This is a genomic window from Streptomyces luteolus, assembly GCF_029968015.1.
In the GTDB taxonomy this organism is placed as follows: Bacteria; Actinomycetota; Actinomycetes; order Streptomycetales; family Streptomycetaceae; genus Streptomyces; species Streptomyces luteolus.
Genome location: NZ_JASCIS010000058.1, coordinates 1 through 19030, shown reverse-complemented (window position 1 = coordinate 19030; position 19030 = coordinate 1). Strand labels below are relative to the sequence as shown.

Sequence of the window (19030 nt, the reverse complement as noted above, 5' to 3'; positions counted from 1 at the left end):
TCCGCTGTTCACCGACTCCTCCTCCGTCTCGCGAGCGGCCCGCCGGTCATGCCAGGGGGGCGAGCGCGCCACCGTCGTAGAACTTACCCGCGCTGTAGACCATCGCGGGCAGCTCCGTCACGGAGGCGTGCACCACCCGGCAGATGAACACGGTGTGGGTGCTGGCCTGCAGCCTCTCGCGGATCTCGACCTCCATCCGCGCGCTGCTCCGGGCGATCAGCGGGCTGCCGTACGGTCCGCTCTCCCAGTCCAGGTCCTTGAACTTGTCGTCGGACTTGCTCGCGAACCTGCCGACGACATCGAGCTGGTCCGTGGAAAGGAAGTTGATGGCGAGGTGGTCCGCCCGGAACAGGCAGTCGTGGGTGGACGAGGTGCGCTGGACGCACACCATCACGGTCGCGGGGTCGAGCGAGATGCTGGAGAAGGCGTTGACCGCAAGCCCTCTCGGGGTGTCCCCGTCCATCGCGGTGACGACCGTGACGCCGGTGACGAACTGTCGGTTGACCTGCTTCATCACGTCGGTGTCGGGCTTCGCGGCGAGTGCGGTCATGTGCGTGCTCCTTGTCGTTCTGGCCTTGTCGTTCTGGCCTTGTCGTTCTGGTCTTGCCGTGTGGCTGGTCTGCCGGGCGGGTGCGCCGTCGCCGTCCCGCACGCGCGTCAGTCCTGTCCTACGGGGATGATGCCGAGAGCCGAGAGCAGTGCCCGCGGATCCCACGTGACGTGCTCTTCGGCGATCCGGTCGCCCTGGAAGCGGGCGAAGGTGGCGCCGCTGACGTCGACGCGGCGGCGGGTGGCCGGGACGCCGAGGAAGGAGTGCAGGTGGGTGCCGCTGCTGTGCCAGCGGATGGCGGCGCGGTCGCCGTCGACGACGATGTCGTCGACGGTCGTGGTCAGGTCGGGGAACGCGGCCCGGGTGGAGACGATCGCGGCCTTGAACGCGGTCAGGTTCTGCGGCCGGGGGTCCGAGCCGTGCCGGAGGTAGGCGGGGTCGAGGAGCGTGTCGAGTGCGTCGGCGTCGCCCTCGCCCCAGGCCGCGTTCCACACCTTCTCGATGAGCAGGCGGCGGGCTTCAGCGTGCGACATGGGTCGTTTCCTTTCGGTCTGCGTCCAGTTCCTTCCAGAAGGACACGGCCAGTCCGGCGATGATCACGAGGAAGGGCAGGGACGTCACGATGACGGTGTTCTGCAGGGCGTTCAGTCCGCCCGCGAGCATGAGGACGATGGCGGTGACGCCGGTGAGCACTCCCCAGAGGATGAGCACGGAACGGCGCGGTGTGAGCGAGCCGTCGGACGTCATCATGGACAGGACGTACGTATTGGCGTCGGCGCCGGAGACGAAGAACATCACGACCAGGACGATCGCGATCACCGAGGTGACCGAGGCGAACGGGAAGTGGTCGAGCGTGGCGAAGAAGGCGCTGTTGATGTCGGCCGCGGTCCGCTGGGCGATGTCGCCGCCCTCGTAGAGGTCCACGTGGATCGCCGTACCGCCGAAGACCGTGAACCAGGTGAAGAACACGACGCTCGGCACGGCGAGGACGCCGACGATGAAGCCTCGGACGGTGCGTCCGCGCGAGATCCGGGCGAGGAAGACGCCGACGAAGGCGCCCCAGGAGACCCACCAGGCCATCATGAAGTAGGTCCACAGCTGCATCCATTCGAGCCCGCCGAACGCGGTTCCCTGCAGGCTCATCCGGAAGAAGTCGGTGGCCCAGTGACCCACGGACTCGATGTACAGGTTGGCGAGGAAGACGGTGGGGCCGACCGCCAGCATGAACACGAACAGTCCGGCGGCGAGCAGTGAACTGCCCTGGCTCAGCAGCTTGATGCCCTTGCTGACGCCGGTCACCGCGGAGAGTGTGAAGAGTGAGGTGACAGCGGCGATGACGATCACCTGGGTCACCGAGTTGACCGGGATGCCGAACAGCGTGCCCAGGCCGTTGTTGATCTGGAGCGCGCCCAGGCCGAGCGAGGTCGTGGTGCCGAAGAGCGTCGCGAACACGGCGAGTACGTCGATGGCCTTGCCGGCAGGGCCGTTGACACGGTCACCGAGCAGCGGCACGAACAACTGGCTGACCAGAGTGCGGCGTTGCTTGCGATGGGTCGAGTACGCGATGGCGAGGCCGAAGACCGCGAAGACCGCCCAGGCGTGCAGGCCCCAGTCGAAGTAGGAGTACTGCAGGGCGCGCACCGCCGCTGCCGGTGTGCTCGGCTCGGCGAGCCCGTGCGGCGGGGTGGAGAGGTGCGAGATCGGCTCGGCGACACCGTACGAGATGAGGCCGATGCCCATGACGGCGCTGAGGATCATGGCGATCCAGGCCGGCGTGGAGAACTCGGGGCGGTCGGTGTCCTTGCCGAGCCGGACGCTTCCGGCGGGGCTGAAGGCGAGGAACACCAGGAACACCAGGATGGCGAGGGTGACCAGCAGATAGGTCCAGCCGAAGGTGCCCGTGACCCAGTTCAGGGAGGCGCTGGTGACCTTGTTCAGGTTGTCCGTGAAAAGCACCGCCCAGGCCACGATGACGGCGGACAGGCCGATGGAGGCCCAGAAAACGGAACCGAGTTCACGACCACTCTCGGGGCTGGCGGTGGGGTCGTCCGCGGTGGCTGCGGCAGTGCTCCCCGGCGACGGTGCGGAGGGCGTCTCCGGGTCTGCTGGAAGGTGGCTGGCCATGAAACTCCTTGAGTACGCGGGGCCAATAGGCCACGGCGTTGGCATGCAAGAAGCAGTAAGGCATGTCGCAGATTGAGCGTCAAGGGGTCGGCGGCACCGAAACGCGAAGCTCTCCCCGCGAGAGGTTCAGCTGCAGTTCAGCGGCGTATGGAGGGTTCATTTGCGGGGTTTCTCGATGGGCCGGGAGATTCGTCGCCGCCATCCTCTTGACCGACGCTTCGCGGGATGTCTAACGTCCTGTGGCATGCAAGAGCGCATCCAGGATCGTCTACATCCTTCTGATCTGTCTGATCAATCCCGTTACTCTGATTCCTCCGCCCTTGCGGACGAGGGCATCGGTCTCCGCAAGCTCGTGCTCCACCAGGAGGCCGTCCTCACCGAGGCCGGCCAGGCACCCGCGCGACCGGCCCGGCGGGCCAGCGTCGCCGCCGTCATCCGGAATCCCTGGGTGGGCTCCGGACCGGGCGTCGATCTCGCCGCGGAGCAGCTGCGCATCGCCCCGGCGCTCGCGAAGCTCCTCACGGACCGCCTCGTCGGCGCACTGGGAGGCGTCGACGCCGTCGAGGCGTTCGGGAAGGCGGCCGTCGTCGGCACGGCGGGCGAGATCGAACACGCCGGGGCGCTGATCCATACCCCGTACTTCGGCAATCTCGTCCGCGAGTACCTGGAGGGCAAGTCGATCATCTGCTTCGCCGATACCCGGGCCGAGGCGGGCGAGACCCTGGTCGTCCCGCTCTGGCACAAGACACACGCCGCGACCCGCAGCCACTACCAGACCGTCGGCGCCCGGGTCCCCGACGCACCGCGCGCCGACGAACTCGTCGTCATCGCGGCCGCGTCCACCGGCCCGCGCCCGCACCCCCGCATCGGGGACCGCCTGACCGACCCCGTCGTCACCACCAAAACCCTGGAGGTAGTTCCCTCATGAACGTGCGCAAGATCGTGACCTACGTCGAAGAGATCCGCAGCGAGGGCGGCCGTCCGGTCAGCCCGCCCGCACGGGTCGCCGTCGTCGCCGCGATCATCGAGAACCCGTGGGCCGGGCAGGGCTTCGTCGAAGACCTGAACCCCGGCATCGACGCCACCGCCTCCGATGTCGGCGCGCTGCTCGCCCCCGAGGTGCTCGACGCCCTGCAGGGCCCCGCCGAGGCGTACGGCAAGGCTGCGATTGTCGGCCTGGACGGCGAGGTCGAGCACGGCTCGGCGCTGATCCACACGCTGAAGTTCGGCGACCACTTCCGCAAGGCCGCGAACGCCACCACCCTGCTGCCCGCCGTGGAGAAGCGCGGACCGGCCGGTGTGGTCTTCGACATCCCGCTGAAGCACATCACCGACGCCACGATCCGCTCGCACCACCAGACCATCGAGGTCCGCATCCCCGACGCCCCGCACCCGAACGAGATCGTCATCGCGCTCGCCGCCGCGGCCCAGGGCCGCCCGCAGCAGCGCCTGGCCCCGCTCTCCACCGAACAGTAGGCCCCCGTATGACCAAGCCGCCCCTGGTGCTGCTGCACGGCGTCGGGCTCGACCACACCATGTGGGAGCCCGCGGCCGCGCTCCTCGCCGACCGCTTCGCCGTGATCACCCCCGACCTGCCTGGCCACAGCTCGCGCCCACCTGTGCACGACGGGGTGACGCTCGCCGAGCTGGCCGACGGCGTCGCCGGTGAGATCCCGGTCGGCGCGCACCTGGTCGGGTTCTCGCTCGGCGCTCTCGTCGTACAACAACTCGCCCTGCACCGGCCGGAGTTGACGGCCACGCTCACGTCGGTCAGCTCGGTGTGCGCGCGGACGTCCGGGGAGCGCGCGTCCGTCCTCGGCCGGCTGCGCGCCGCGGAGGCCGACTTCGCGGCGAGCGCGGCCGCCTCCATGGAGCGGTGGTACGCGGGCACGGACGTCGACGCCGACCGGATCGCCCGTACGGAAGCGACGTTGCTCGCCAACGACGTGCGGTCCTTCCTCGGCTGCTACCGCGTCTTCGCGACCGCGGACGCCGAACTCGCCCCGCACCTGGGCGACATCGCCGTACCCGCGCTCGCTGTCACGGGTGCGGAGGACCCCGGCTCCACGCCCGAGATGACGCACCGGCTCGCCGCGGCGCTGCCGCGCGGCCGAGCGGTCGTCGTCCCCGGGGCGCGGCACATGCTGCCCGTCGAACGCCCGCAGGCGTTCGTCGACTCCCTCACCACGTTCATCGGAGAGAGCGCACATGTCTGAACTCACCACGCTGCAGCACTTCATCGGCGGTACGTGGGTGGAGCCCTCGTCGGGCGCGTACTTCGAGTCCACCAACCCCGCCACCCGGCAGCCCCTCTACCGGGCGGCGCGCGGGAACGCCGCCGACGTCGACGGGGCCGTGGCCGCCGCCCGCCTCGCCTTCGAGGACCCGCGCTGGCGGAACCTCAGCCAGACCAAGCGGGGGCATCTGCTGCGCCGCCTCGGTGAGCTGATCGCCGAGAACGCCGAGGAGCTCGCGCGGATGGAGACACGGGACAACGGCAAGCTGCTGCGTGAGATGCGCGGCCAACTCGCCACGCTGCCCGAGTACTTCCACTATTACGCGGGCCTCGCCGACAAGATCCACGGCGACTTCGTCCCCACCTCCGACCGCCAGGTGCTCAACTACACGGCCCGCGAACCCCTCGGCGTCGTCGGCGCCATCACCCCGTGGAACTCTCCGCTGACGCTGACCAGCAGCAAGCTGGCCCCGGCGCTCTGCGCGGGCAACACCGTGGTGATCAAGCCCTCCGAGTACACCTCGGCGACCGTCCTCAAGCTCGCCGAACTCGCCCTGGAGGCGGGCTTCCCGCCGGGCGCTGTCAATGTCGTCACCGGGTTCGGTGCCGAGGCGGGGCAGGCCCTGGTCGACCACCGCGACCTGGCGAAGATCTCCTTCACCGGCTCCACGGCCACCGGCTCCCGTATCGCCGCGGTGACCGCGAGCCGTTTCATCGGCTCCACGCTCGAACTCGGCGGCAAGTCACCGAACATCGTCTTCGACGACGCGAACATCCCGAACGCGGCGATGGGCGTGGTAGCAGGCATCTTCGCCGCCGCCGGGCAGACCTGCATCGCGGGCAGCCGCGTCCTCGCGCACCGGTCGGTCTACGACGAGCTGGTCGAGCGCGTCACACAGCGCGCGAAGGCCATCCGGATCGGGGACCCGATGGACGAGCACACCGAACTCGGCCCGCTGGCCTTCGCCGAGCAGCGGGACAAGGTCGCCGGGTACGTCGACCTCGGTCGCGAGGAGGGCGCCCGCGTGCTGACCGGCGGCAACCCCACCGACGGCGGCCTCGGGGGCTGGTTCTACGAGCCGACGGTGCTCGTAGACGTCCACAACGACATGCGGGTCGTACGCGAGGAGATCTTCGGCCCCGTCCTGGCCGTGATGCCGTTCGACACCGAGGAGGAGGCCGTCCGCCTGGCCAACGACACCGACTACGGGCTCGCGGCCGGGGTCTGGACGCAGAACCTCGCGCGGGCGCACCGCATGGCGGCCTGCCTGGACGCCGGGACCGTGTGGGTCAACACCTACCGGGCCATGTCCCCGATGTCTCCGCGGCAGGGCTTCAAGAACAGCGGCGTCGGCGTCGAGCACGGCACCGAGTCCATCAAGGAGTACACGCGCCTCAAGAGCGTGTGGATCAACACGAGCGAGGAGCCCGTGGCCGACCCGTTCACGATGCGGAGCTGACATGCCCCAGGTCGCCATCACCCTCGCCGAGGGCCGTACCCCGGAACAGATCCGGGACCTGCTGCACGAGGTGCACACCGCGGTCCTGCACACCACCGGCACCCGCGCCGAGCACATCCGGGTCGTCGTCCACGAAGTCCCCCGTACGCACTGGGCCACCGGTGACATCACCCTCACCGAGATGGACACCGAGCTGAACGGCCCGAGCACCCCCGCACTCGCCACACCCGCACACGAGGAGCAGTCATGAGGTTTTCGTTGTTCGTGCACATGGAGCGCCGGGACGAGGAGGTCAGCCACCGGCAGCTCTTCGAGAACCTCTCCGAGCTGGCCCTGATGGCCGAGGCCGGCGGGTTCGGCACCGTGTGGATCGGCGAGCACCACGCGATGGAGTACACGATCTCCCCGAGCCCGATGCCGCTGCTCGCGCACCTGGCCGCGAAGACGTCGACCATCCGGCTCGGCGCGGGTACGATCATCGCCCCGTTCTGGCACCCGATACGGGCCGCCGGCGAGTGCGCGCTCCTCGACGTCATCAGCGACGGCCGGATGGAGGTCGGACTCGCCCGCGGCGCCTACCAGTTCGAGTTCGACCGCCTCGCCGACGGCCTCTCGGCGCGCGACGGCGGCAAGCATCTGCGCGAGCTCGTACCCGCCGTACGGGCGCTGTGGCAGGGCGACTACGCGCACGACGGCGAGATCTGGAAGTTCCCGACCTCGACCAGCGTGCCCAAGCCGGTGCAGCAGCCCACCCCGCCGATGTGGATCGCCGCCCGCGACCCCGGCTCGCACGACTTCGCCGTGGCCCAGGGCTGCAACGTGATGGTCACCCCGCTGATGAAGGGGGACGAGGAAGTCGCCGACCTCAAGGGCAAGTTCGACACCGCGGTGGCCAACCACCCGGAGGTGGAGCGCCCCGAACTGATGGTCCTGCGCCACACCCACGTCCACTCCCCCGACGAGCCCGAGGGCTGGCGCCCGGCCGCGGAGGCCGTCAACCGCTTCTACCGCACCTTCGACGCCTGGTTCGGCAACAAGATCGACCCGGTCGACGGCTTCCTCGAGCCGAGCCCCGAGTCGAAGTTCGCGGACCGTCCCGAGTTCGCCCCCGAGGCCCTGCACAAGACCGCGATGATCGGCACCCCGGACGAGGTCGTTCAACGGCTGCGCGCCTACGAGGAGATGGGCATCGACGAGTACAGCTTCTGGATCGACACCGGCCTCCCCCACGAGGAGAAGGTCAAGTCCCTGGAACTGTTCATCAAGGAGGTCATGCCGGCCTTCCAGTGACGGCCGCCCGGCTTTCGATACTCCGGCGGGCGTTCGGGAGGTCGAACGCCCGCCGAAGTTGAGGCCGTTACGTCAGAACGCCAGGGCCGCGCTCTTCGCGAGAGCCGCGTCCCGTGTGCAGCCGTTGGCGAACGTGGTCGACCAGCCGACCCGTCTGCCTTCCCACACCCCCGTCGCGAAGACCGTCACGGGTGCCCACTGCTTGGTGCACATGGCGTTCGTGCTGGTGCGCGCCAGGTCGCCGAACCGGCCGTCGACAGCCTTCAGTTCGGCGCAGGCCGCAGCCGCGTCGGGGTGGGTGCCGGAGGGCCGCGGAGCACAGCTGAGGGTGACTGTGCGCTCCACCGTGATCGTCGCGGCGTCGGCACCCCGGCCCACGGCCAGGACGAGATCGGTCGGTGCGTAGAGCCCCTTTTCCAGGGTCGGTACTGAGGGACGGTCAGAGCGGTCCTGCGCCACAGCCGTTCCGGCCGTCGCGGTCAGCAGACAAGCGGCGGCGGTGGCGGCTGCGGCCACCGTCCCGAGTACATGACGCATGAAGTTTCCCTCTCTCCTTGAACTCCGCAGGTTTTCCACGGAGTTCACACATGGACGACGCGGGTGTTCGTCGCGGTGGGGAGTCTTGCTCTTGCGGAGAGTGAGCGCCAATTGGGCGTCGACTACCGGACGGCGCTGTTCGGTCAACGGTGAGCAGGGGGCAAACTGCGCTGGCCAGCACGGAGAGCAAGGCCCTGAACGCGCGCCCGACATGCGGGTGCCACCCGGTGGTTTAACGCATAACGACGGCCTGACCTGGGCAGACAGAGGTTCACGTCTCAACCGCGTCGACCGGCCGTTACCGTCAACGACCGGAAACTGCTCCTGCGCTCGGTGGGTTCAGCCCATGTGCGGGTAGTCGAGACCGACGGGGGCGTCCCAGGTCTCCTTGATGGCCCGCGGGCTGGTCCAGCGCTGGATGTTCATCAGTGACCCGGCCTTGTCGTTGGTGCCGGAGGCCCGGCTGCCGCCGAAGGGCTGGCGGGACACGATCGAGCCGGTGGGCTTGTCGTTGACGTAGAAGTTGCCTGCCGCGCCGCGCAGCTTCCGGTGCGCCTGGTCGATCGCGCCGCGGTCGGTGGCGAACACCGCGCCGGTCAGGGCGTACGGGCTGGAGGAGTCGACGACGTCGAGGATCTCGGCGTACTTGGCGTCCTCGTAGACGTGCACGGCGATGATCGGCCCGAAGTACTCGGTGGTGAACACCTCGTCGGCCGGGTCGTCGCAGACCAGCACGGTGGGCTCGACGAAGTAGCCGGTCGAGTCGTCGCAGCCGCCGCCGGCGAGTACCTCGATGGAGCCGGTGCGCGCCGCGCGGTCCAGGGCCGCCTTGTGTTTGGCGAAGGCGCGGGCGTCGATGACGGCGCCACCGAAGAAGGAGAAGTCGCTGACGTCGCCGTACCGGACGGAGCGGGTCAGGTCGGCGAGCTCGTCCCGCAGGCCGCCGTCCCAGAGCGATCGCGGCACGTACGCGCGGGACGCCGCCGAGCACTTCTGGCCCTGGTACTCGAAGGCGCCGCGTGCGAACGCGGTGGCCAGCGGGGCGGGGTGGGCCGAGGGGTGCACGACGATGAAGTCCTTGCCGCCGGTCTCGCCGACGATGCGCGGGTAGCTGCCGTAGCGGTCGAGGTTGTCGCCGATGGTGCGCCACAGCTTCTTGAACGTGGCGGTGGAGCCGGTGAAGTGCAGGCCGGCGAAGCCCGGGTCGGCGAGGGCCACCTCACTGACGGCCCGGCCGTCGCCGGTGACGAGGTTGATCACGCCGTCGGGCAGCCCGGCGGCTTCGAGGAGCCGCATCGTGAAGTGTGCGGCGAACTGCTGCGAGGGCGTCGGCTTCCACACCACCGTGTTTCCCATCAGCGCGGGGGCGGTCGGCAGGTTGCCCGCGATGGCGGTGAAGTTGAACGGTGTGATCGCGGTGACGAAGCCGTCCAGGGGGCGGTAGTCCATGCGGTTCCACTCGCCGGGAACCGAGCGCGGCTGTTCGGCGATGATCTGCCGCGCGTAGTGCACGTTGAACCGCAGGAAGTCGATGAGTTCGCAGGCGGCGTCGATCTCGGCCTGCTGCACCGACTTGGACTGGCCAAGCATGGTGGCGGCGTTGATGGTGTCCCGCCACGGCCCGGAGAGCAGCTCGGCGGCGCGGAGCAGGATCGCGGCGCGGTCGTCGAAGGACATGGCGGCCCAGTCGGGGGCGGCGTCCTTGGCCGCCTGCACGGCATCGGCCACGTCCTGGGAGGTGGCCTGCGCGGCGGTGCCGAGGACGTGACCGTGGTCGTGCGGCTGCACCACGTCGAACCGCTCGCCGTCGCCGCGCCGCTGCACGCCGCCGATGGTCTGCGTGAGGTCGATGCGCTCGGACTTCAGCTGCGCGATCCGCTGCTGCAGCGACTCCCGCTCCGCCGAGCCGGGCGCGTATCCCTTGATGGGCTCGTTGTGGGGCTCCGGTACCGCAGTGACGGCATCCATGAGGGTCCTCCTTGGGACGGTCGTCCGAGAGTTCGCTCAGCGCGGTGTTCAAGGCTGGGAGGAGGTCGTCGGCAGCGGAGAGCCGCTCGACGTCCGCACCTGTCAGGACCAGCATGGCAGCCCCTGGCCGACCGCGCCGGTGGCCCGCGGAGGCCGGTGTCCCCCTCACGGGCCGGGACCTGGTCGCTCGCCGGAATCAGGCGTCGGATTCAGGCGGCGGAATCAGCCCTGATAGTCGTTCCCGATGTCCTCGTGCCACAGCTGAGGCCGGGCGGCGATGAATTCCCGCATCAGCTCGGCACACTCGTCGAGATCGAGGACTACGACCTCCACGCCATGGCTGCGCAACAAGTCTTCGCTGGTCGAGTACGTGCGATTCTCGCCGATGACGACGCGGGGAATCCCGTAGAGCAGTACCGCTCCCGTGCAGAGGTAACACGGTGACAGGGTGGTGAAGAGGGTCGCCTGCCGATAAACGGAGGCAGGCTGCCTCCCTGCCCTTTCCAAGCAGTCGATTTCGGCATGCAGGGTCGGGCTCGCTCGCTGGACGCGACGATTGCGTCCCACGGCCAGCAACTCGTCACCGGAAACGAGTGCGGCACCGATCGGAATTCCACCCTCGGCAGCACCCAGGCGCGCCTGCTCGATCGCGTGCTTCATCGATTCATCGAATTCCGACACTGTTGCCTCCCGGGGAAACCGCTCGTTGGATCAGGTGCATCGGTGCGCATCAGAAGTGCTCGGTCAACCGCGGGACTTCCGACTGCTTCTTCCCTTGCGCAAGAAGCCCTGCAGGCGGGTCCGCGGCCAGGTGTTGATCACGTCGTCCTTGGTGAGCCAGCCGCGCTGCGCCATCCCCACGCCGTAGCGCATGTTGGCCAGGTGGAGGACGGAATGAGCGTCGCTGTCGATGGCGAACTTCACTCCGTGCCGCCGGGCCCGCAGGATGTCCTCGTCGCGCAGATCGAGCCGGGCGGGATGGCCGTTGATCTCCAGGGCGGTGCCGGTGCGCGCACACGCGGCGAAGATCTCGTCGAGGTCGGCGTCGACGGGCGGCCGCTTGCCGATGATGCGGGTGGTGGGGTGGCCGATGATGTTGACGTACGGATTCTCGCAGGCCCGTACGATCCGCCTGGTCAGCGCCTCACGCCCCTGGTTGAAGTGCGAGTGCACCGAGGCCACGCACAAGTCGAACCCGGCCAGGAACTCCTCCGGCCAGTCCACCTCGCCGTGGGTGTCGATGTTCAGCTCCACGCCGTGCAGCAGCCGCATGCCCGTGCCGACCTTGCCGCCCCTGCCGCCCTTTCCGCCCTTGCCGCCCTTTCCGTCCTTGCCGCCCTTGCCGCCGAGGGCTCCGTCGAGTTCCCGTACACGGTCGCGCTGGGCCAGCATCCGCTCGTCCGTCATCCGCTGCATGGCGAGGTCCGGGCCGTGATCGGTGATCGCGTAGTAGGCGTAGCCGCGTTCCGCGGCCGCGGCGACCATCTCCTCCAGTGGGGCGAGACCGTCGGTGAGGTCGGTGTGCGTGTGCAGGTCGCCGCGGATGTCCTCCTCCTCGACCAGGTCGGGCAGTTCGTCGTGGAGCCCGGCCTCGATCTCACCGCGGTCCTCGCGCAGTGTGGGCGGGATCCACGGCAGGCCGAGCCGCGCGTATACCTCCTCCTCGGTCTCGGAGACGATCTTCTCCTCGGTCTCGGTGTCGAACAGTCCGTACTCGGAGAGCTTGAGCTTCTGGTGGACGGCCAGTTCCCGGGTGCGGATGTTGTGCGCCTTGGAGCCGGTGAAGTACTGCAGTGCCGCTCCCCAGGAGTCCGGCGGTACGACGCGCAGGTCGGCGGACAGGCCCCTGGTGGTACGGATGGACGTCTTCTTACCGCCGTGCACGATGACCTCCGAGACGTACGGCAGCTCGGTGAACGCCCGCATCAGCGGCGCGGAGGTGCCGGCCGCGGCGAGGACGTCGATGTCGCCGATCGTCTCGCGGAAGCGGCGCAGCGAACCCGCGTGGGTGCAGCGGAGACAGCCGGTCACCCCGGACAGCTCGGTGACGATGTCGTCGGCGAGGTCCATGGCGGTGTCGAGCAGGACCCGCTCCTCGGAGGCCTGGAGGAGTTCGATGCCGTGGAGGATGTTCTCCTCCGTCTTCGGCCCGAACCCCTTCAGGTCCCGCAGCCGTTCCTCGTGGATGGCGTCGGCCAGTTCCTCGACGGACGAGATGCCCAGCTCCTCGTACAGGACGCAGGCCTTCGTCGGGCCGAGCGTGGGGATGGCGGTCAGTCGCCGGACACCGGCGGGGATCTTCGCCCGCAGCGCCTCGACCGCGGGCACGCTGCCGCTGCGGAAGTACTCGACGATCTTCTCGGCGATCGACTTGCCGACGTTGGGGATCTCCCGCAGGCCCTTGACGTCGAGGGTGGACACGTCGGCGTGGTAGCCGCCGATCGAGCGGGCGGCCTTCTCGTAGACGCGCGCCTTGTAAGCCTCTCCGCCGGTGATCGAGATCAGGTCCGCGTACTCCCTGAGCAGCTCCGCGACCTCGTCGTTGGACCGAGTCATGCCTTCCGAGTAGGCAGGCAGCGCCCTGTTCATGCATGCGGTGCTGTCGCTCCCGCCGGTCGAGTGGGCGTACCACGGTTGTGCCTGTCCCGGGGACGGCTGATTCTGTAGGGGATGAACGGGGCTGATGTGGCGCCATGACAGCATCGAACGCGGAGCAAGGCGCTGACTTTCGTGGTCCGCTCGACGTCACCAGGGCCGCCACGGTGGTCGTCGACGCCCAGGACACGGTCATCGGCTGGAGCCCCGCGGCGGAGCGGCTCCTCGCCTACAAGCCTCAGGAGATCGTCGGCCGGTCCCTGGCCGCCTTCCTGGCACCCGGACCGACGCCCTCCGTTCCCCCGCTCCCTCCCCCGTTCCAGGGAAACGCGATCCGTACCGCCCGGCACAGGGACGGGCGTGAGCTGATCGTCGCCACCGCGATGTGCCCCCTGCCGGGCGCCGGTACGGCTGCGCGCGTCCTCGTCGCGACGGAGCTGCAGGATCTCCGGCTGTGGGAATCCCGTCTCGCGCTCCTGCACGGACTGGCCACCCAGTCACCCCTCGGCCTGGCCATCTACGACACCGAACTGCGCCTGACCTGGTGCAACGCGATGTACGAACGCGAGATCGGACGGCCGTTCGCCGAGTTCCGCGGCACTCGGGCCGATCAGCTGTACGCCGATGGGAGATTCGTGACCACAGGGCATCCGCCCACTCTCGACGCGGTCATGCATCACGTACTGGATACCGGAGAACCCTATCTGGACCTGCACTTCCAGGGACGGCCGCCCAGCGACCCGGAAACGGAGCACGTCTGGTCCTGCGCCTACTACCGGCTCCAGGACGCCGACGGGCACGTACTCGGAGTGTGCGAGGACGCGTTCGACATCTCCGATCGCTACAAGGCTCAGCAGCGGCTTGCCCTGCTCGTCGAGGCGGGCCGCGGCATCGGAACCGCCCTCGATGTGACGGTCACCGCCGAGAAGATCACCGAGGTGGCGGTGCCGGAGTTCGCCGAAACGGTCACGGTCGACCTCGCGCGGGCGGTCCTGGAAGGCGAGGTGCCGAGCGCCGGCGGCCCGGCGGCGATGTCCCTGGTGCGGGTCGCCCGCTGCTCGGCCGAGGAAGCCGACCGGGAGACGCGCGCCGGACGGCCGGGGCAGCAGCCTCCGCCCCCTCCCCCGCGCGCCGGACGGCCGGGACAGCAGTCTCCGCCCCCTCCCCCGGTGAACGCCGTGAGCGACTCACCCGTGGAGTATCCGGCGGGCTCGCCGCAATATCGCAGCCTCTCCTCGGGCGGTCTCGTGCTCGACGACACGGCCCTGGTCGTGCCGCTGCGGGCCGGGAACAGCACGCTCGGACTCGTCACGTTCCTGCGCGGCACCGGTTCGGCCACCTTCGACAGCGGCGAGGTGGCGCTGGCCGACGAGCTGGTCGCCCGTACCGCTGTGTCCATCGACAACGCCCGCCGCTTCACCCGCGAGCGCACCGCGTCCCTGGCCCTCCAGCGCCAGTTGCTGCCGCAGCACGTGCCCGAGCAGTCAGCGGTCGACCTGGCCTACCGCTACCTGCCCTCGGACGACATGACAGGCGTCGGCGGTGACTGGTTCGACGTCATCCCGCTGTCCGGAACCCGGGTCGGACTCGTGGTCGGGGACGTGGTCGGCCACGGTCTGCAGGCGGCCGCCACCATGGGACGGCTGCGTACGACGGTACGCGCGTTCGCCCAGATGGACCTGGATCCCGTCGAGCTGCTGTCCCGGCTCGACGATCTGGTGGCGCAGTCGGTGGAGGAGCAGTGGGGCGAGCTGGGCATGCCCCACGGCACCGACGCCGATGTGACCACCGGCGCGACCTGTCTGTACGCGGTCTACGACCCGGTCTCAAGGCGCTGCGTCATGGCCAGGGCCGGGCACCTGCCGCCCGCGGTCGTCGAGCCGGACGGACGGCTGTCCTTCCCGCTCCTCCCCGCGGGACCTCCCCTGGGAATCGGAGGCCTGCCGTTCGAGTCGATGGAGATCGAGCTGCCGGTGGGCAGCCTCCTTGCTCTCTTCACCGACGGCCTCGTCGAGGCCCGCGACCGCGACATCGATCACGGGCTCGAAATCCTGGGACAGGTACTCAGCGACCGGAACGCGTCGCTCGAAGTACTGTGCGACCGGGCCGTGGCGGAACTGCTGCCGGACGGCTCGACCGCCGACGACACCGCCCTGCTGCTCGTCCGCACCCGCGAACTCGACACGTCGCAGGTCACCGAATGGGAACTGCCCGCGGAACTGGTCGCCGCGGGCCACGCCCGGGACCTGGCCACCCGACAGCTGCACCAGTGGGGCCTCGAAGAGCTGTCCTTCGCGACCGAACTCGTCGTCAGCGAGCTGGTGACCAACGCGGTCAGGTACGCGGAAGGGCCGATCCAAGTACGCCTCATCCGGGACCGCACCCTCCTGTGCGAGGTCGCGGACAGGGGCCACACCTCACCGCACCTGCGCCACAGCGGCGAAGAAGACGAAGGCGGGCGCGGCCTGTTCATCGTCGCGCAACTCGTCCAGAGGTGGGGAACGCGCTACACCCGCTCCGGCAAAACCATCTGGACCGAGCAGGCCCTTCCTGCCACGCGCTGAGAACAGCAGACGGAAGCCACGTTCCGTACCGCCCGTCGCCGCTGGTCACACAGACGCCCTTGCCGAAGCGCCGGTGCCCGCGAGTCGGCCCTGCGCCCCCAGCGCGCCCACGATGTCCTCGACGCGGTCCTTCGCGTCGCCGAACAGCATCGAGGTGTTCTCCCGGAAGAACAGCGGGTTCTGAACTCCCGCGTATCCGGAGGCCATCGACCGCTTGAACACGATGACCTTGTCCGCGTTCCACACACTGAGCACCGGCATACCGGCGATCGGGCTGCCCGGGTCCTCCGCCGCGGCCGGATTCACCGTGTCGTTGGCGCCGATCACGAGCACGACGTCCGTCTCGGCGAAGTCGTCGTTGATCTCGTCCATCTCCAGGACGATGTCGTACGGCACCTTCACCTCGGCAAGCAGCACGTTCATGTGACCCGGCAGCCGACCCGCGACCGGGTGGATGCCGAACCGCACGTCCACGCCCGTCGCCCGCAGCTTCGACGTCAACTCCGCGACCGGGAACTGCGCCTGCGCCACCGCCATGCCGTACCCGGGGGTGATGATCACCGACCGCGCCGACGCGAGGAGTTCGGCGACACCTGCGGCGGTGACCTCCGTGTGCTCGCCGTAGTCCACATCCGAGCCCGCTGGCGCCTCGATGCCGAAGCCACCCGCGATCACGGACAGGAACGAGCGGTTCATGGCCTTGCACATGATGTACGAGAGGTACGCACCCGAGGAGCCGACCAGGGCGCCGGTGACGATCAGCAGGTCGTTCTCCAGGAGGAAGCCGGAAGCCGCCGCGGCCCACCCCGAGTAGCTGTTGAGCATCGACACCACGACCGGCATGTCACCGCCGCCGATCGACGCCACCAGATGCCAGCCGAGCGCCAGCGCCAGCACGGTCACCGCGATCAGCAGCCCCAGCGACGGCGCGATCACGAACCACACCGTCAGCGCGACGAACAGCACGAGCGCGCCGACGTTCAGAGCGTTCTTCCCGGGCAGCGTCAACGGCTTCGAGTTGATCTTCGCGGCGAGCTTCAGGTTCGCCACGATGGAGCCGGTGAACGTCACCGCTCCGATGAACACCCCGATGAACACCTCGGCATGGTGGATGCCGAGCGTGCCGAGCGCGTCAAGGGACTTGGCCTCGGAGCCGCCCGGGTGGTTCTCGACGGCCAGGAAGCCGTTCCAGCCGACGAGGACGGCGGCGAGGCCGACGAACGAATGCAGCAGCGCGATGAGTTCGGGCATCCCGGTCATCTCGACCCGGCGGGCCCGTTGCAGGCCTATCGCTGCCCCGATCAGCATCGCGACGGCAAGCAGCCCGACCCCGGCGGCGCTGAGGTCGCCGGCCGCCGCGAGCACGAGCGTCGCGACCAGCGCGACCCCCATGCCGAGCATGCCGAACGCATTGCCAAGGCGCGCCGACTCATGCTTCGAAAGACCCGCGAGCGCAAGGATGAACAGCAACGCGGCAATGAGGTAGGCCGCCTGAGCGGCGATGGTCGCGGTCATCTCAACTCCTGCTGAACATGCCGAGCATGCGACGCGTCACCGCGAAGCCGCCGACGACGTTGATGGTGGCCAGAAGGATCGCCACGAACGACAGCACCATGACGGCGGTGCTCGACGAGTGCCCGATCTGCAGCATCGCGCCGACCACGATGATCCCGGAGATCGCGTTCGTCACCGACATCAGCGGTGTGTGCAGCGCATGGTGCACATGCCCGATCACGTAGTAGCCGATCACGATCGCGAGCACGAAGACGGTGACGCGGGGCAGCAGCGCCGGCGGCGCGAACGCGGCCGCGAGGAACAGCGCGAGCGCCCCGAAGGCCACCCCGCCGAACCGCTGCTTCGCCGTCATCGGCGCCTTCTCCGGCCGCTTCTCCTGTACGGGCTGCGCCGAAGCCTCCGGCGCCGGGGCCGCCGAGACCTGCACCGGCGGCGCCGGCCACGCCAACTCACCCTGGCGTACGACGGTGATGGAGCGCTGGACCGGGTCGTCCCAGTCGAGGACCAGCTGCGCGTCCTGGTCCGGCGTCATCAGCTTGAGCAGGTTGACCAGGTTCGTGCCGTACAACTGCGAGGCCTGCGCGGGAAGTCGGCCGGCCAGGTCGGTGTAGCCGATGATCGTCACACCGTTCTCCGTGACGGCCTTCTCGCCCTTCACGGTGCCCTCGACGTTGCCGCCGTTGGCGGCCGCCATGTCGACGATCACGGAACCCGGCCTCATGCTCGCCACCATCTCCGCGGTGATCAACTTCGGCGCGGGGCGGCCCGGGATCAGCGCGGTCGTGATGACGATGTCGACCTCACGGCACTGCGCGGCATACAGCTCGACCTCGCGCGCCTTGTAGTCGTCCCCCATCTCCTTGGCGTAGCCCGTCGCCGAGACCTCGGCCTCCTGCGACTCGATCGACAGGTACTCGCCGCCCAACGACCGCACCTGCTCGGCCACTTCGGGCCGCGGGTCCGTCGCCCGCACCACCGCGCCGAGCGAGCCCGAGGCGCCGATCGCGGCGAGACCGGCGACACCCGCACCCGCGACCAGGACCTTCGCCGGAGGCACCTTGCCCGCCGCCGTCACCTGCCCGGTGAAGAACCGGCCGAAGTCGTGCGCCGCCTCCACCACCGCCCGGTAACCGGCGATGTTCGCCATCGACGACAGCACATCCATCGACTGCGCCCGGCTGATCCGCGGCACCGCGTCCATCGACAGCGCCGTGAACGGACGACGTGCCAACTCCTCGACCATTTCCGGGTCGAAAGCGGCCGAGAACAGGGCGATCACCGTCGCCTCCGCGCGTACCGCGTCCAGCTGAACAGCGCTCGGGGCGTTCACACCGAGCACCACGTCCGCCACGGCCGCCTCGCCGATGCTCGCGCCCGCGGCCTCGTACGCGCTGTCGGCGAAGCTCGACGCGAGGCCCGCGCCCGAGTCGACGACGACCTCGTACCCCAGCTTGCGGATCTGCTCGACCGTGCCGGGCGTGGCCGCGACCCGACTCTCACCGGCCCGCGCTTCCTTGAGGACTCCGACGATCACAAGGGCTCTCCGTTCACTGTTCTTGCCGTCATCGGCCTGCCTCCAACTCGACTAGGAATCCTGGGTTCACCAGCGTTCGTCCCTGACCGGGTCCAGGCGGAACACCGGGACGCCGTTCGGTGCCGCCTCGACGGCCGTCACTCGCGCCCCGTACGCGATGAGGCCGATCGGCGCGTCTTCCACCTCGCAGCGCACCCTGACCCCACTGCCCAACTCCACCACCATGACCGTCCGGGGCCCATGGCCTTTTCTGCCCAACTGCATGACGCCGCAGACCTTCCCGGCCGCCGGGCCCCGCTCCCACCGCAGATCGGTGGAAGAGCAGACGGGGCAGAGCAGGCGGGCCCGGAAGGTCACGGTGGAGCACCAGGTACAGCGTTGGAACCGAAGCTCCTCCAACGGAGGCGACGGTTCAGCTTCCACGCCTTTCAGGCCAGTTGATACGCGCATGGCGATGCCGCCCTTTCTCTCCTACTGATCTGATCTGATCTGATCTGATCTGGTCTGATCGAGCAACTGCCGCACGGCTACGGCAGGTTGCGGGCCATGACGATGCGCTGGACCTGGTTGGTGCCCTCGTAGATCTGGGTGATCTTGGCGTCGCGCATCATGCGCTCGACCGGGTAGTCCCGGGTGTAGCCGTAGCCGCCGAGGAGC

Annotated in this window: 18 protein-coding genes; 7 read left to right on the top strand and 11 right to left on the bottom strand. The window is 69.1% G+C overall.

The window, feature by feature from the left end; translation table 11 throughout:
- Window positions 1-46: 46 nt before the first annotated feature.
- From QIT00_RS34500 to QIT00_RS34490, 3 genes are all read right to left on the bottom strand, one after another.
- On the bottom strand, window positions 47-550 hold the full coding sequence (locus tag QIT00_RS34500; protein WP_282539438.1) for a flavin reductase family protein: 504 nt from the start codon (window positions 548-550) through the stop codon (window positions 47-49).
- A 107-nt stretch (window positions 551-657) separates the two neighbouring features.
- Complete coding sequence (locus QIT00_RS34495; RefSeq protein ID WP_282539437.1) at window positions 658-1083, bottom strand: ester cyclase; 426 nt, start codon at window positions 1081-1083, stop codon at window positions 658-660.
- Window positions 1070-2674: a BCCT family transporter gene (locus tag QIT00_RS34490; RefSeq protein WP_282539436.1), complete on the bottom strand. Its 1605-nt coding sequence runs from the start codon at window positions 2672-2674 to the stop codon at window positions 1070-1072. Before QIT00_RS34490 ends, QIT00_RS34495 begins: the two co-directional genes overlap by 14 nt.
- Window positions 2675-3026: 352 nt before the next feature.
- Here QIT00_RS34490 and QIT00_RS34485 point away from each other — a divergent pair, with 352 nt between their 5' ends.
- The 6 genes from QIT00_RS34485 to QIT00_RS34460 are packed head-to-tail and all read left to right on the top strand — an operon-like array spanning window position 3027 to window position 7660.
- Window positions 3027-3602 carry an amino acid synthesis family protein gene (locus QIT00_RS34485; protein WP_282539435.1) on the top strand — a complete coding sequence of 192 codons (576 nt, stop codon included), beginning with the start codon at window positions 3027-3029 and terminating at the stop codon, window positions 3600-3602.
- Window positions 3599-4150 (top strand): amino acid synthesis family protein, encoded by a 552-nt coding sequence (locus tag QIT00_RS34480; RefSeq protein ID WP_282539434.1) that lies wholly within the window; start codon window positions 3599-3601, stop codon window positions 4148-4150. Before QIT00_RS34485 ends, QIT00_RS34480 begins: the two co-directional genes overlap by 4 nt.
- Before the next feature lie 8 nt (window positions 4151-4158).
- Entirely contained in the window at window positions 4159-4890 is a 732-nt protein-coding gene (locus tag QIT00_RS34475; RefSeq protein ID WP_282539433.1) for an alpha/beta fold hydrolase, read from the top strand.
- Window positions 4883-6370, top strand: coding sequence for an aldehyde dehydrogenase (locus QIT00_RS34470; RefSeq protein ID WP_282539432.1), 1488 nt, complete (start codon window positions 4883-4885; stop codon window positions 6368-6370). Before QIT00_RS34475 ends, QIT00_RS34470 begins: the two co-directional genes overlap by 8 nt.
- 1 nt (window position 6371) lies before the next feature.
- Window positions 6372-6620, top strand: coding sequence for a 2-hydroxymuconate tautomerase (locus tag QIT00_RS34465; protein ID WP_282539431.1), 249 nt, complete (start codon window positions 6372-6374; stop codon window positions 6618-6620).
- Window positions 6617-7660 carry an LLM class flavin-dependent oxidoreductase gene (locus QIT00_RS34460; RefSeq protein WP_282539430.1) on the top strand — a complete coding sequence of 348 codons (1044 nt, stop codon included), beginning with the start codon at window positions 6617-6619 and terminating at the stop codon, window positions 7658-7660. Before QIT00_RS34465 ends, QIT00_RS34460 begins: the two co-directional genes overlap by 4 nt.
- A gap of 72 nt (window positions 7661-7732) precedes the next feature.
- Here QIT00_RS34460 and QIT00_RS34455 read toward each other — a convergent pair whose 3' ends face one another.
- The 4 genes from QIT00_RS34455 to QIT00_RS34440 form a co-directional block, all read right to left on the bottom strand.
- Complete coding sequence (locus tag QIT00_RS34455; protein ID WP_282539429.1) at window positions 7733-8197, bottom strand: subtilase-type protease inhibitor; 465 nt, start codon at window positions 8195-8197, stop codon at window positions 7733-7735.
- Between the two features lie 339 nt (window positions 8198-8536).
- Window positions 8537-10165 (bottom strand): L-glutamate gamma-semialdehyde dehydrogenase, encoded by a 1629-nt coding sequence (gene pruA / locus QIT00_RS34450; protein WP_282539428.1) that lies wholly within the window; start codon window positions 10163-10165, stop codon window positions 8537-8539.
- Window positions 10166-10387: 222 nt separating this feature from the next.
- A complete protein-coding gene (locus QIT00_RS34445) occupies window positions 10388-10846 on the bottom strand; it encodes a nucleoside deaminase (RefSeq protein ID WP_282539427.1) in 459 nt (152 codons plus the stop codon).
- A gap of 63 nt (window positions 10847-10909) precedes the next feature.
- Window positions 10910-12721 (bottom strand): helix-hairpin-helix domain-containing protein, encoded by a 1812-nt coding sequence (locus QIT00_RS34440; protein WP_282539426.1) that lies wholly within the window; start codon window positions 12719-12721, stop codon window positions 10910-10912.
- A gap of 137 nt (window positions 12722-12858) precedes the next feature.
- Between QIT00_RS34440 and QIT00_RS34435 the strand changes: the two genes are divergently transcribed.
- Entirely contained in the window at window positions 12859-15324 is a 2466-nt protein-coding gene (locus QIT00_RS34435; protein WP_282539425.1) for a SpoIIE family protein phosphatase, read from the top strand.
- A 45-nt stretch (window positions 15325-15369) separates the two neighbouring features.
- Here QIT00_RS34435 and pntB read toward each other — a convergent pair whose 3' ends face one another.
- The 4 genes from pntB to QIT00_RS34415 form a co-directional block, all read right to left on the bottom strand.
- Window positions 15370-16839, bottom strand: coding sequence for a Re/Si-specific NAD(P)(+) transhydrogenase subunit beta (pntB, locus tag QIT00_RS34430; protein WP_282539424.1), 1470 nt, complete (start codon window positions 16837-16839; stop codon window positions 15370-15372).
- 1 nt (window position 16840) lies between these two features.
- Entirely contained in the window at window positions 16841-18373 is a 1533-nt protein-coding gene (locus tag QIT00_RS34425; RefSeq protein WP_282539423.1) for a Re/Si-specific NAD(P)(+) transhydrogenase subunit alpha, read from the bottom strand.
- A 66-nt stretch (window positions 18374-18439) separates the two neighbouring features.
- Window positions 18440-18823 carry a Zn-ribbon domain-containing OB-fold protein gene (locus QIT00_RS34420; protein ID WP_282539422.1) on the bottom strand — a complete coding sequence of 128 codons (384 nt, stop codon included), beginning with the start codon at window positions 18821-18823 and terminating at the stop codon, window positions 18440-18442.
- 77 nt (window positions 18824-18900) lie between these two features.
- The coding region (locus QIT00_RS34415; protein WP_277952960.1) for an acyl-CoA dehydrogenase family protein at window positions 18901-19030 on the bottom strand (130 nt) is incomplete at its 5' end.

Excerpts from the sequence above, each read along its gene's own strand:
- QIT00_RS34500 (WP_282539438.1), bottom strand. The coding sequence starts at position 550 with ATGACCGCACTCGCCGCGAAGCCCGACACCGACGTGATGAAGCAGGTC.
- QIT00_RS34495 (WP_282539437.1), bottom strand. The coding sequence starts at position 1,083 with ATGTCGCACGCTGAAGCCCGCCGCCTGCTCATCGAGAAGGTGTGGAAC.
- QIT00_RS34490 (WP_282539436.1), bottom strand. The coding sequence starts at position 2,674 with ATGGCCAGCCACCTTCCAGCAGACCCGGAGACGCCCTCCGCACCGTCG.
- QIT00_RS34480 (WP_282539434.1), top strand. The coding sequence starts at position 3,599 with ATGAACGTGCGCAAGATCGTGACCTACGTCGAAGAGATCCGCAGCGAG.
- QIT00_RS34475 (WP_282539433.1), top strand. The coding sequence starts at position 4,159 with ATGACCAAGCCGCCCCTGGTGCTGCTGCACGGCGTCGGGCTCGACCAC.
- QIT00_RS34470 (WP_282539432.1), top strand. The coding sequence starts at position 4,883 with ATGTCTGAACTCACCACGCTGCAGCACTTCATCGGCGGTACGTGGGTG.
- QIT00_RS34465 (WP_282539431.1), top strand. The coding sequence starts at position 6,372 with ATGCCCCAGGTCGCCATCACCCTCGCCGAGGGCCGTACCCCGGAACAG.
- QIT00_RS34460 (WP_282539430.1), top strand. The coding sequence starts at position 6,617 with ATGAGGTTTTCGTTGTTCGTGCACATGGAGCGCCGGGACGAGGAGGTC.
- QIT00_RS34455 (WP_282539429.1), bottom strand. The coding sequence starts at position 8,197 with ATGCGTCATGTACTCGGGACGGTGGCCGCAGCCGCCACCGCCGCCGCT.
- pruA (WP_282539428.1), bottom strand. The coding sequence starts at position 10,165 with ATGGATGCCGTCACTGCGGTACCGGAGCCCCACAACGAGCCCATCAAG.
- QIT00_RS34440 (WP_282539426.1), bottom strand. The coding sequence starts at position 12,721 with ATGACTCGGTCCAACGACGAGGTCGCGGAGCTGCTCAGGGAGTACGCG.
- QIT00_RS34435 (WP_282539425.1), top strand. The coding sequence starts at position 12,859 with ATGACAGCATCGAACGCGGAGCAAGGCGCTGACTTTCGTGGTCCGCTC.
- pntB (WP_282539424.1), bottom strand. The coding sequence starts at position 16,839 with ATGACCGCGACCATCGCCGCTCAGGCGGCCTACCTCATTGCCGCGTTG.
- QIT00_RS34420 (WP_282539422.1), bottom strand. The coding sequence starts at position 18,823 with ATGCGCGTATCAACTGGCCTGAAAGGCGTGGAAGCTGAACCGTCGCCT.